At 61.3% G+C, this 12,889-nt stretch carries 11 protein-coding genes; 8 read left to right on the top strand and 3 right to left on the bottom strand.

All coding sequences use genetic code 11. The features are described 5' to 3' along the window. Nucleotides 1-23: 23 nt before the first annotated feature. From ACEN84_RS08895 to ACEN84_RS08885, 3 genes are all read right to left on the bottom strand, one after another. Nucleotides 24-632, bottom strand: a complete 609-nt coding sequence (locus tag ACEN84_RS08895; RefSeq protein ID WP_413710604.1) for an alpha-ketoglutarate-dependent dioxygenase AlkB family protein — start codon at nt 630-632, stop codon at nt 24-26. Between the two features lie 3 nt (nt 633-635). Then, nucleotides 636-1,070, bottom strand: coding sequence for an alternative ribosome rescue aminoacyl-tRNA hydrolase ArfB (gene arfB, locus ACEN84_RS08890; RefSeq protein WP_413710603.1), 435 nt, complete (start codon nt 1,068-1,070; stop codon nt 636-638). A gap of 96 nt (nt 1,071-1,166) precedes the next feature. Beyond that, a complete protein-coding gene (locus ACEN84_RS08885) occupies nt 1,167-2,777 on the bottom strand; it encodes a phosphoenolpyruvate carboxykinase (RefSeq protein ID WP_413710602.1) in 1,611 nt (536 codons plus the stop codon). A 338-nt stretch (nt 2,778-3,115) separates the two neighbouring features. Here ACEN84_RS08885 and ACEN84_RS08880 point away from each other — a divergent pair, with 338 nt between their 5' ends. The 8 genes from ACEN84_RS08880 (at nt 3,116) to tsaE (ending at nt 12,881) form a co-directional block, all read left to right on the top strand. Next, nucleotides 3,116-3,847 carry a response regulator transcription factor gene (locus tag ACEN84_RS08880; RefSeq protein WP_203430041.1) on the top strand — a complete coding sequence of 244 codons (732 nt, stop codon included), beginning with the start codon at nt 3,116-3,118 and terminating at the stop codon, nt 3,845-3,847. A gap of 80 nt (nt 3,848-3,927) precedes the next feature. Continuing rightward, nucleotides 3,928-5,718, top strand: coding sequence for a stimulus-sensing domain-containing protein (locus ACEN84_RS08875; RefSeq protein WP_413710601.1), 1,791 nt, complete (start codon nt 3,928-3,930; stop codon nt 5,716-5,718). Further along, nucleotides 5,718-6,176: an HPr kinase/phosphorylase gene (locus ACEN84_RS08870; RefSeq protein ID WP_413710600.1), complete on the top strand. Its 459-nt coding sequence runs from the start codon at nt 5,718-5,720 to the stop codon at nt 6,174-6,176. The genes ACEN84_RS08875 and ACEN84_RS08870 overlap by 1 nt, the downstream gene beginning before the upstream one ends. A gap of 143 nt (nt 6,177-6,319) precedes the next feature. Next, nucleotides 6,320-6,721, top strand: coding sequence for a PTS sugar transporter subunit IIA (locus ACEN84_RS08865; protein WP_025584219.1), 402 nt, complete (start codon nt 6,320-6,322; stop codon nt 6,719-6,721). Between the two features lie 9 nt (nt 6,722-6,730). After that, entirely contained in the window at nt 6,731-7,012 is a 282-nt protein-coding gene (locus tag ACEN84_RS08860; protein ID WP_025555283.1) for an HPr family phosphocarrier protein, read from the top strand. Nucleotides 7,013-7,175: 163 nt separating this feature from the next. Beyond that, a complete protein-coding gene (gene ahcY / locus ACEN84_RS08855; protein ID WP_025555282.1) occupies nt 7,176-8,576 on the top strand; it encodes an adenosylhomocysteinase in 1,401 nt (466 codons plus the stop codon). Nucleotides 8,577-8,778: 202 nt separating this feature from the next. Further along, nucleotides 8,779-11,367 (top strand): ATP-binding protein, encoded by a 2,589-nt coding sequence (locus ACEN84_RS08850; RefSeq protein WP_413710599.1) that lies wholly within the window; start codon nt 8,779-8,781, stop codon nt 11,365-11,367. Beyond that, nucleotides 11,364-12,881 (top strand): tRNA (adenosine(37)-N6)-threonylcarbamoyltransferase complex ATPase subunit type 1 TsaE, encoded by a 1,518-nt coding sequence (gene tsaE / locus ACEN84_RS08845; protein WP_413710598.1) that lies wholly within the window; start codon nt 11,364-11,366, stop codon nt 12,879-12,881. Before ACEN84_RS08850 ends, tsaE begins: the two co-directional genes overlap by 4 nt. Nucleotides 12,882-12,889: the final 8 nt, after the last annotated feature.

Raw genomic sequence — 12,889 nt, 5'->3', positions numbered from 1 at the left:
TCCCGGTAACAACGAGGGCGATTTTAGGAGACACGCCTTAACGTCAGATTGATCCGGCCGCCGCTTTTCAGGAGCGTCGAGGTGGCGGGATAGATGCGGTCGACCCCGTGGAAGCAGAGGCGGCCTTCGCCGCCGAGGACTATGACGTCGCCGCTGGCGAGTTTCAGGGACTGGGTGCGATCGTTGCGCGCGGTGCCGCCGATGCGGAAGAGGCAGGTATTGCCGAGAGAGATCGAGACGACGGGTGCTTTGAGGTCCTGCTCGTCCTTGTCTTGATGCAGTCCCATCTTCGCGTCGTCGGAATAGAAATTGATCAGGCAGGCCTGGGGTGGATGCGGATAGCCGGATACGACGGTCCACATATCGAGAAGTGCGGGCGGGATGGCTGGCCATGGTTCACCGGTGAGCGGATGAACCGGCTGGTAGCGGTAGCCGCGCTCCTTGTCCGTGACCCAGCCGAGCTCTCCGCAATTGCTCATGCGGACTGACATCGGCTTACCTGTCCCGGGCATGACCGGCGTGAAGAGCGGCGCGGCGGACACGATCTGGCGGATCGTCTCGACCATCGCTTCTTGCGCAGGGCGATCGAGATATCCGGAGAAATGCCGGATGCCGCTGGAGATTTCGAGCATGGATCAGTCTCCGCTCGGGCGGCCGCGCATCTTCTTGACTTCGGATCGGCCGGATTTTTCCTTGAGGCGGCGTTCGACCGAGCCTTTCGTCGGCTTGGTCTTCTTGCGCGGCGGCGGTGGTGGCTTGGCCGCTTCGAGAACCAGTTCCTTCAGGCGCTCACGCGCATCCTCGCGATTGCGGTCCTGGCTGCGAAAGCGGCTTGCCTCGATCATCAGCACGCCGTCTTTCGACATGCGTCTTCCGGCAAGCTTGATGGCATTAGCCTTCACCCGCTCGGGCAAAGACGGCGAATTCTCGATGTTGAAGAACAGCTGGACTGCGGTCGAGACCTTGTTGACGTTCTGCCCGCCGGGGCCGCCCGCCAGAACGAACTGTTCCGTCAGCTCCCATCCAGCGATGGTGATCCTGTCATTAATGAAGAGCGCGTCGCTGGCCATGCGAGACCTATCTCACATCGGCCGTGATTTTGGAACACGCAAAGAAAAACCCGGCAGTTTCCCGCCGGGTTTCACGTGAATCATCAGCCGTTTAGTTTATTCAGCGGCGAGCTTCAGGCCCGGTGCCGCGTCACGCACGCCGCCATCGACATGTTCTTCGAACTTGGCGAAGTTGGCGATGAACATGCCGACGAGCTTTTCGGCCTGGCGGTCGTAGGCTGCGGCATCGGCCCAGGTCGAGCGCGGGTCGAGAATGCCGTTGTCGACGCCAGCGACGGAAACCGGAACGGCAAAGCCGAAGTTTGTGTCGGTGCGCAGGTCAGCCTTGGCGAGTTCGCCCGAGAGAGCCGCGGCCAGCAGTGCGCGCGTCGCCTTGATCGGCATGCGCTTGCCGGTGCCGTATGCGCCGCCGGTCCAGCCGGTGTTGACCAGCCAGCATTCGACGCCGTGACGGCCGATCAGCTCCTTCAGGAGGTTGCCGTATTCCGCCGGATGACGCGGCATGAAGGGGGCGCCGAAGCAGGTCGAGAAGGTCGCTTCGGGCTCGGTAACGCCCTTTTCGGTACCGGCGACCTTTGCCGTGTAGCCGGACAGGAAGTGGTACATGGCCTGTTCAGGCGTCAGGCGGGCAATCGGCGGCATGACGCCGAAGGCATCGGCGGTCAGCATGATGATCGTCTTCGGATGCGCGGCAAGGCCGGTTTTCGAAGCGTTCGGAATGAAATCGAGCGGGTAGGCGCAACGGGTATTTTCCGTCAACGAGCCATCGTCGAAATCCGGCGCGCGCTGGTCGTTGAGCACGACGTTTTCCAGAACGGTGCCGAAGCGCTGCGTCGTCGCGTAGATTTCCGGCTCGGCTTCTGCCGACAGACGGATGGTCTTGGCATAGCAGCCGCCTTCGAAATTGAAGATGCCGTTTTCGCCCCAGCCATGCTCGTCGTCACCGATCAGCGTACGGGCCGGATCGGCCGAAAGCGTCGTCTTGCCGGTGCCCGACAGGCCGAAGAAGACCGCGCTGTCGCCATCCGGGCCGGCATTGGCCGAGCAGTGCATCGGCATAACACCCTTGGCCGGGAGCAAGTAGTTGAGAACGGTGAAGACCGACTTCTTCATTTCGCCGGCATAGGACGTGCCGCCGATCAGCACGAGACCCTTGGTGAGGTCGCAGGCGATGACGGTTTCCGTGCGGCAGCCGTGGCGTTCCGGATCGGCCTTGAAGCTCGGCAGGTCGATGATCGTCAGCTTCGGCACGAAGGTTTTCAGCGCTTCGAGTTCCGGACGGATCAGCAGGTTGCGGATGAACAGCGAGTGCCAGGCGAATTCGGTGACGACACGCGAGGGCAGCGCATGACCGGCATCGGCACCGCCGATCAGGTCCTGCACGAAAAGCTCCCTGCCCTTCGCATGCGCCAGCATGTCGGCATGAAGCCCGGCGAAATGCTCCGGCGACATCGGCTTGTTGTTGTCCCACCAGATCTGCGTCTCGGTGTTGGCGTCGCGGACTACGAACTTGTCGCGCGGCGAGCGGCCGGTGTGCTGGCCGGTCAATGCGCGGAGCGCGCCCTGGGCGGTGAGTTCGGCTTCTCCACGGCGAATCGCCTCCTCGTAAAGAGAGGCGGCGGTAAAGTTATAGCGAACGCTTGCTGCGCTCTCCAAACCAATCGTCGCCAGCGCTACCGCCGGGTTATGAACTCCGAACGTTTCCATCGCTTTTCCCTTTACTGAGGCATCAAGCCGTTAAAACTGACGCGAACCTAAGGTGAGGAATTTTAAAAAGCAATACGGTGTAATTCAAAAAAGGTAACGATATCAAATAATTAATCGATTTAAATTACTCTCGCTATTTTTAAATCGTTTGAACTGATGAGTTTGGTTCAGTTTGTCGCACCACCCTTGATTGCAGCTCGAATAATCCGGCAATCCTCCCCTTTATCTTTGCCACAATTTGTTCCACCTTTATCCTCCATAAGCGCATCCGGCCGGAGAGGCCGCCTGGGGACATCAAAAATTCCGGGAGATGCGCATAGATGACGGAGACGAACACCATGCCGACAATCGCGCTCGTTGACGACGACCGCAACATCCTCACCTCAGTGTCGATCGCACTGGAGGCCGAAGGATATAAGGTCGAGACATACACGGATGGCGCTTCGGCCCTTGATGGTCTTATCGCCCGCCCGCCGCAACTCGCCATCTTCGATATCAAGATGCCGCGCATGGACGGGATGGAGCTGCTGCGCCGCCTGCGACAGAAATCCGACATGCCTGTCATTTTCCTGACCTCCAAGGACGAAGAGATCGACGAGCTCTTCGGCCTGAAGATGGGCGCCGACGACTTCATCACCAAGCCGTTCTCGCAGCGCCTGCTGGTCGAGCGCGTTCGCGCCGTGCTGCGCCGCGCCTCGAGCCGGGAAGCCGCGGCCGCGGCAGGCACCGGTGCCGCTCCGAAGCCCGGCGTCGCGCAGCCAGCCCGCTCGCTGGAGCGTGGACAGCTGGTCATGGACCAGGAGCGCCATACCTGCACCTGGAAGGCCGAGCCAGTGACGCTGACCGTCACCGAATTCCTGATCCTGCATTCGCTGGCCCAGCGCCCGGGCGTGGTCAAGAGCCGTGACGCGCTGATGGACGCGGCCTATGACGAACAGGTCTATGTCGATGACCGCACGATCGATAGCCACATCAAGCGGCTGCGCAAGAAATTCAAGATGGTCGACAACGATTTTGATATGATTGAAACACTCTACGGAGTGGGTTACCGCTTCCGCGAAGCAGCCTGACGCCTTAAAGCGCAGCGCATGATTGTTGTTGAGGGCTTGCTGGCCGCATTTCCGGCCGCGCCCTCCGAAAGGGCCTGTCATTGGCACAGTTGGTGCAGGAAAGGGATCTGGATGATGCGGATGGCGTAACCGGCCGCCGCGTCAGGGGAAGGCGATGGTCGCATCCCTTCACCATCATCCGCCGGATCTTCGGCAATGCCGTCTTTTCCAGCCTGACACGCCGTATCCTGTTCTTCAATCTGGCGGCACTGCTCGTTCTTGTCGGCGGCATTCTCTACCTCAACCAGTTTCGCGAAGGCCTGATCGACGCCCGTGTCGAGAGCCTGCTCACGCAGGGCGAAATCATTGCCGGCGCCGTCTCGGCATCGGCCTCCGTCGATACCAACTCGATCACCATCGACCCGCAGAAGCTGCTGGAGCTGCAGGCGGGACAGAGCATCACGCCGGTTCCGAACGACGAAGATCTGGAATTCCCGATCGATCCGGAAAAGGTAGCGCCGGTTCTGCGCCGGCTGATCTCGCCGACCCGCACGCGCGCCCGCATCTTCGATGCCGACGCCAATCTGCTGCTCGATTCCCGTCATCTCTATTCCCGCGGCCAGGTGCTGCGTTTCGACCTGCCACCGGTCGAGGAAGAGAAGCAGACCTGGGGCGAATGGTTTACGACGCTGTTCAACAAGGCACTGCAGCCCGGCAATCTGCCGGTCTATAAGGAAGCGCCCGGCGGTGACGGTTCGATCTATCCCGAGGTGATGAATGCGCTGACCGGCGTGCGCGGCGCGGTCGTTCGCACCACCGAGAAAGGCGAGCTGATCGTTTCGGTCGCGGTGCCCGTCCAGCGCTTCCGTGCGGTTCTCGGCGTCCTTCTTCTGTCGACCCAGGCCGGCGATATCGACAATATCGTTCACGCCGAGCGCCTGGCGATCATGCGCGTCTTTGGCGTTGCCACGCTCGTCAACGTGCTCTTGTCGCTCGTTCTGTCTTCGACGATCGCCAATCCGCTGCGCCGCCTCTCGGCCGCCGCGATCCGCGTCCGCCGTGGGGCCAAGGAGCGCGAGGAAATTCCGGATTTCTCGGCCCGCCAGGATGAAATCGGTAACCTGTCGATCGCGCTGCGCGAAATGACCACGGCGCTCTACGACCGTATCGATGCGATCGAGAGTTTTGCCGCCGATGTCAGCCATGAGCTCAAGAACCCGCTGACCTCGCTTCGCAGCGCTGTCGAGACATTGCCGTTGGCGAAATCCGACGACTCCAAGAAGCGGCTGATGGATGTCATCCAGCACGACGTCCGCCGCCTAGACCGCCTGATCAGTGACATTTCCGACGCCTCGCGGCTCGATGCCGAATTGGCACGCGTCGATGCCCGTTCGGTCGATCTGGAGAAGTTCCTCACCGATCTCGTGGAGGTCTCCCGGCAGATCCGCAGCAAGAACAAGGACGTTCATATCGAGCTGGTGATCGAGCGCAAGCCGGGGGTGAAGACCCGCTTCGTCGTCAATGGCCATGACCTGCGCATCGGCCAGATCGTGACCAACCTGATCGAGAATGCCCGATCCTTCGTGCCGCAGGAAGGCGGACGGATCATCGTCCGGCTGGTGCGGACACGCTCGCGCTGCCTCGTCTATATCGAAGACAACGGCCCCGGCATCCAGGCCGAGAATATCGACCGCATCTTCGAGCGCTTCTACACCTATCGCCCGGAATCCGAAGGTTTCGGCCAGAATTCCGGCCTCGGCCTGTCGATCAGCCGTCAGATTGCCGAAGCCCATGGCGGCTCGCTCAGGGCAGAGAACATCATCGATGCCGAAAGCGCCGAGATCCTCGGCGCGCGGTTCATCCTTGCTCTGCCCGCGGACGCGCATAGCTGATGGCGCCGCTGGTCAACGTTCACGCAACGGCGATCCGGATCAACCAAACCGGGCTGATGTTTGCTGGCCCCTCCGGATGTGGCAAGTCTATGCTTGCCTTCACCTGCCTGACGGAAGCCCGGCGTCTCGGCCTGCCCGCGATGCTCGTTGCCGACGACCAGGTCTTTGTCGAGCATCGCGATGGCAAAATCATCGCCAAGCGGCCGGATTCGATTGCCGGACTGATCGAATTGCGTGGCACCGGCATCGTTTCGCTCGACAGCATCCCTGAAGCGGTGATGCACTTTGCGATCCTTCCTGCCAACGTTTCCGGACCCGACCGGCTGCCGCCCGACAACGAGCAGATCGAAGTTGCCGAAGGCTTTGCACTGCCGGTGATCCGGCTTCTTGCGAATACATCGGTACCTCTCGCAATTTTGATGGCAAAGGCGCCTGAAATCGGATTGGAATGCCGCTGAAACCGCCGGAATCGCCCCGTATCGCTGCATTTTTGTCTTGCACTTCGGTTTTTGATCGCCAAGATGTGCCCCCACCGGTGGACGCGATTGTTGCATTGCGATATTGGGGCCGCCGTTGATATGCCATTGGGAGCAGTTAAATCATGATCGGACTTGTGCTTGTCACTCATGGCAAGCTGGCTGAAGAGTTTCGTCATGCTGTCGAGCACGTCGTAGGTCCTCAGAAATTCATCGAGACGGTCTGCATCGGCCCCGAAGACGATATGGATCAGAGGCGGCAGGACATTCTCCAGGCAGTCGCCGGCGCCGATGACGGTCATGGCGTGGTGATCCTCACCGACATGTTCGGCGGGACCCCTTCCAATCTGGCAATTTCCGTGATGAGCAGCGGCCACACCGAAGTGATCGCCGGCATGAACCTGCCGATGCTTATCAAGCTCGCCGGCGTACGCGGCGAGAACAATATGGAAAAGGCCCTGGCCGAGGCTTCGGAAGCCGGGCGCAAGTATATCAACGTCGCGAGCCGCGTTCTCAGCGGTAAATAACGGGCCTTCATGACCACGACGCAGCTCTCCCGGGAACTCCTCATCATCAACAAGCGCGGCCTGCACGCCCGCGCTTCGGCGAAATTCGTCCAGATGGTCGATACGTTCGATGCGACGATCACCGTGTCGAAAGACGGGATGACGGTGGGCGGGACATCGATCATGGGGCTGATGATGCTGGCAGCGAGCCCCGGCTCGACGGTGCTGGTGACCGCCAGCGGCAACCAGGCCACCGAAGCGCTCGAGGCGCTGGACCAGCTGATCCAGAACAAATTCGGCGAAGAAATCTAAGAAATCGCCGACATATAAACATATAAAGACTTCTTTATATCCTTATTGCCTTCCCACAAGAAGCCTGCTAAACGGCAAGCATGGCCGTGCAGACCGCACGCGCTCTGCTGCGCCCATTGCGCACTTTTGATTTATTGACACGCTTTTCAGCCTGGAGACCTCTATGAGCACTGAAAAAGATTATGTCGTCGCCGATATCGCCCTCGCAGATTTCGGCCGTAAGGAAATTACGATCGCCGAAACCGAAATGCCGGGCCTGATGTCCAGCCGCGAAGAATTCGGCAAGTCGCAGCCGCTGAAGGGCGCGCGCATCACCGGCTCGCTGCACATGACGATCCAGACGGCTGTTCTCATCGAGACGCTGGTGGCGCTCGGCGCCGAAGTCCGCTGGGCTTCGTGCAACATCTTCTCGACGCAGGACCATGCCGCCGCCGCGATCGCCGCAGCCGGCATCCCGGTCTTCGCGATCAAGGGCGAGTCCCTCGAAGATTACTGGACCTACACCGACAAGATCTTCCAGTGGGCCGACGGCGGCTTCTCCAACATGATCCTCGACGACGGCGGCGATGCGACCATGTACATCCTGCTCGGTGCCCGCGCCGAAGCCGGTGAAGACGTGCTGTCGAACCCGCATTCGGAAGAAGAAGAAATCCTCTTCGCCCAGATCAAGAAGCGCCTCGCCGCTTCTCCGGGCTGGTTCACCAAGCAGCGCGACGCGATCAAGGGCGTCACCGAGGAAACCACCACGGGCGTCAACCGCCTCTACCAGCTGCATGCCAAGGGCCTGCTGCCGTTCCCGGCGATCAACGTCAACGACTCCGTCACCAAGTCGAAGTTCGACAACAAGTACGGCTGCAAGGAATCGCTGGTTGACGGTATCCGCCGCGGTACCGACGTCATGATGGCCGGCAAGGTTGCTGTTGTCTGCGGTTACGGCGACGTCGGCAAGGGTTCTGCCGCTTCGCTCTCCGGCGCCGGCGCCCGCGTCAAGGTTACCGAGGCCGACCCGATCTGCGCCCTGCAGGCCGCCATGGACGGTTATGAAGTGGTTCTGCTCGAAGACGTCGTATCTTCCGCCGACATCTTCATCACCACGACCGGCAACAAGGACGTTATCCGCATCGACCACATGCGTGCGATGAAGGACATGGCGATCGTCGGCAATATCGGCCACTTCGACAACGAAATCGAAGTTGCCGCGCTGCGTAACCTGAAGTGGACCAACGTCAAGCCGCAGGTTGACCTGATCGAGTTCCCGAAGGGCAACCGCATCATCCTGCTGTCCGAGGGACGCCTCTTGAACCTCGGCAACGCCACCGGCCATCCGTCCTTCGTCATGTCGGCATCCTTCACCAACCAGACGCTGGCACAGATCGAACTCTTCACCAAGCCGGAGCAGTATTCCAACCAGGTCTACATCCTGCCGAAGCACCTCGACGAGAAGGTCGCCCGTCTTCACCTCGGCAAGCTCGGCGTCAAGCTGACCCAGCTTTCGGAAGAACAGGCTGCCTATATCGGCGTAAAGCCGCAGGGTCCGTTCAAGGCTGACCACTACAGATACTAATCGTATCTCGACTATCCACAATATCTTGATGGGCGCCGCATTGACATTTGCGGCGCCCTTATTTTTTGCCTCCTACCTTCCCGCTGAATCCCATCCGAAGTATTGTTTTAGAACTCGATTCGTGGCCCGGACTCGTCCGTTTGCCCGAAAATGGGATGTCTTGTCGTGATGCGGCACATTGAAAGACGGAGACAGACCGGGGATGCCGGAAGAAGAAAAAAGCCTGCCGGGACAGGTGGATGACGGCGTTCGGCCGGAAGCCCACCTGAGAGCGGCAGCACAAAACGATACACTTGCGGCGGCCGGGCGGGTCGTGAAGCAAGGAAAGGGATCGCTGATGCGACTGGCGCAGATCTGCGCCGGCGGTACTGCGATTTCTGCGCTCGCACGCCCGGTGATGGCTCAGGTCGAGTCGGAAGCGGCGGCATCGGCCCATCTCTTCACCTCGTCTCAGGTCGTCGGCGTTTCCGTCGTCATCGGCGTGATTTCGGCAGCCCTGCTCTCGACACTGTGGTCAGTGCGCCAGCGCGGCAATATCGAGACCGAAAGCCGCGAGATGCGTACGGCTCTGTCCGATGCGCAGCAGCGAATTTCCCAGTACCAGGCGCTGATCGCCGACAAGAACCGCCGCATCGTCATCTGGGACGGCAATGAGCGGCCCGAACTGCTGGGCCAGCTGCCGGCCGAAACCGGCGCGCCGCAGGACAATGAATTCCTGGCATTCGGCCTGTGGCTGAAGCCACGCTCGGCCTCCGAACTCGACCGCGCCATCGACCGGCTGCGCGAAGCGGCGCAGAGCTTCGATATGGTCGTCGAGACCAATCGCGATGAAATCCTCGAAGCGCAGGGCCGGGTTTCCGGCGGCCGCGCCTTCGTGCGGTTCGTTGCGCTCAACAATCTGCGCGCCGAGCTTGCCGAACTGAAGATCGAGCGCGACCGGCTGATGTCGTCGATCTCGGCCTTCCAGAACCTGCTCGACGCAATCGACCTGCCGGCATGGCAGCGCGATACCGATGGCCGCCTGACCTGGGTGAACCAGGCCTATGGCGATGCTGTCGAGGCGACCACGCCGCAGCAGGCGATCAACGAGAGCCGCGAAATCCTGACGACCGTCGCCCGCGAGCGCATCCGCGCCACAGCAACGCCGGAATCGCCGTTCCATGACAAGATTTCCACCGTCGTCCACGGCAACCGGACCTTCTTCGACGTCGTCGACGTCAAGGTGCCGAGCGGCTCTGCCGGTATCGCGGTGGATGTTTCTGATGCGGAAGCCGTCCGCGCCGAGCTTGAGCGGACGCTGAAGAGCCATGCCGAAACGCTCGACCATCTGGCGACACCTGTTGCGATCTTCGACGGCGACCAGCGGCTGCAGTTCTATAACCAGGCTTTCGTGACCCTCTGGGAACTCGATATAGCCTTCCTCGAGCGCAAGCCTGACAATGCCGAGCTTCTCGAGCGCCTGCGGGTGGCGAAGAAGCTGCCGGACCAGCTGAACTGGAAGAGCTGGAAGGATACGGCGCTGGCCGTCTATCGCTCGCTCGACACCAAATCCGACGTCTGGCACCTGCCGAACGGCCAGACGCTGCGCGTCTTCGCGACTGCACATCCGCAGGGTGGCGCAACCTGGGTATTCGAAAACCTGACTGAACAGGTCGATCTTGAGACCCGATACAACACGCTGGTAAAGGTTCAGGGTGAGACTATCGACCACCTTTCCGAGGGTGTCGCGGTGTTCGGCGCCGATGGCAGGGTTCGCCTTGCAAATCCGGCCTTCCGTGTGCTCTGGGGCATCACCGAAGCCGAAGCCAAGCCCGGCACGCATATCCGCGCCGTCGGCGAGGCCTGCGTGCAATCCTATGACCGGGCGGATGGCTGGAAGACCTTTGCCGAGCTGATCACCAGCTTCGACGACGAACGCCGATCGAGTCAGGGCACGCTTGAGCTCTTCTCCGGCCTCGTGCTCGACTACGCCGTCATTCCGCTGCCAAACGCCCAGACCATGCTGACCTTCGTCAACATGACGGATGCGGTGCGCGCCGAGCGGGCGCTGACGGAAAAGAACGAAGCGCTGCGCAAGGCCGACGAGCTGAAGAACGATTTCGTCCAGCACGTTTCCTACGAGCTGCGCTCGCCGCTGACCAACATCATCGGTTTCACCGACCTGCTGCGCACGCCGGGCGTCGGCCCACTGAACGACCGGCAGGCCGAATATATCGATCATATCGCCACCTCGTCGTCGGTGCTGCTGACGCTGGTGAACGACATTCTCGATCTGGCGACCGTCGATGCCGGGATCATGCGGCTGAACTATTCCGAGATCGATCTCAGCGACCTGCTGGACGACGTCTCGATGCAGATCGCCGACCGGCTGCAGGAAAGCGGCGTGACGCTCGAAATCACCGCTCCGGCGCAGCTCGGCACGATCGTTGCCGATCCGCAGCGCCTGAAGCAGATCCTGCTGAAGCTCCTGTCGAATGCGGCGAACTTTTCGCCGGAGGGCGCGGCGATCGCGCTCGAATGCCATCGCGAAGGCACCGATTTCGTCTTCTCGGTCGCCGACCGCGGCCCCGGCATCTCGCAGGAGATGATCGCGACGGTCTTCGACCGGTTCGCCACGGGCGCGAAAAGCGGCAAGCGCGGCGGCGCCGGCCTAGGCCTCTCGATCGTCGACAGCTTCGTCAGCCTGCATAACGGCAAGGTCACGATCGACAGCAAGCCGGGCCGCGGTACCACGGTCGTTTGCCGGATTCCATCGGTGAACTTGCCGCGCGCTATCGCAGCTGCCGAATGACCGCCAGCGGCGCGCCAATCTCCCTGTTCCTGGCAGACGAGGCGGCAACGATCCGCCTCGGCGAAGATCTGGCGCTCGCCCTGAAAGCCGGCGACTGCCTGACGCTCTCAGGCGATCTCGGCGCCGGAAAATCCTCGCTGGCGCGGGCGATGATCCGCGCTATCGCCGATGATCCGCGCCTCGAAGTGCCGAGCCCAACCTTCACGCTGGTTCAGTCCTACGACATCAGGATTCCCGTCTCGCATTTCGATCTCTATCGTCTCGCCGACGGATCGGAGCTGGAAGAGCTCGGCTTCGACGAAGCGCTGCAAAACGGTATCTGTCTCGTCGAATGGCCGGAAATGGCGCAGCACGAGATGCCTGAGGATCGCATCGTCCTGGCGCTCGAGCACGAAGGCCAGGGACGCCGCGTGACGATCACAGCACCGGAAAAGAAAGCAGAGCGGATTGAGCGCGTGCTGGCGATCCGCACGTTTCTTGGTGGTCTCGGCTATGAGACGGCCAGCCGCCGGTTCCTGACCGGCGATGCATCGCTGCGCGCCTATGAAGCCGTTTATCCGGCCACCGGCGGCAGGAAGATCCTGATGGACTGGCCGCCGCTCCCCGAAGGGCCTTCAGTTCTGGACGGCAAACCCTATCCGAAAGTCGCGCATCTCGCCGAAAACGCCTATCCTTTCGTCGCCATTGCCGATGCGCTGCGCGAGCGCGGCTTTGCGACGCCCGAAATCTACGGCGTCGATTATCCGCAGGGTATCCTGCTGATCGAGGACCTCGGCACCGAAGGCGTTCTCGATGCCGACGGTCTGCCGATCGCCGAGCGCTACCGCGAAAGCGTCGCCTGCCTGGCGCGGCTGCATGGCATGCAGATCCCGCAGGACATTCCAGCCGGCAAGGGCCACATCCATCACGTTCCGGATTTCGACCGAACGGCCATGAAGATGGAAGCGCGCCTGCTGCTCGACTGGCACCTGCCATGGAAGCGCGACGGCGCTGCCGCCACCGAAGCCGAGCGCGACGAATACCTCTCGATCTGGGACGCGCTGATCGATCAGCTGGCGGAGGCGGAAAAGAACCTCCTGCTTCGGGACTTCCACTCGCCCAACATCATCTGGCGCGGCGAAAAGCAGGGCGTGCAAAAGATCGGTCTCATCGATTTCCAGGACGCGATGATCGGGCCGACATCCTACGATCTCGCCTCGATCGCCCAGGACGCCCGCGTTACCATCGAACCACCGCTGTTCCGCGAACTGATGGACGGTTATCTCGACATCCGCCGCACCCAGGGCGGTTTTGACGAGGCTTCCTTCCTGAAAAGCTGGGCCATCATGTCGGCGCAACGCAACTGCAAGCTCGCTGGATTGTGGGTGCGCCTGCTGCAGCGCGACGGAAAACCGGGCTATCTCAAGCACATGCCGCGCACGCTCGCCTATCTTCGCGTTGCTTTAGAGCACGAGGCGCTTGCCCCCTTGCGCGAATGGTGCGCAAGGGCTGGAATAGTCACCAGCGAATCATAAGTTCCGGA

This window comes from Rhizobium sp. Rhizsp82 (genome assembly GCF_047325115.1).
Classification (GTDB): Bacteria; Pseudomonadota; Alphaproteobacteria; order Rhizobiales; family Rhizobiaceae; genus Rhizobium.
This window is presented reverse-complemented; position numbering and strand designations above follow the sequence as displayed.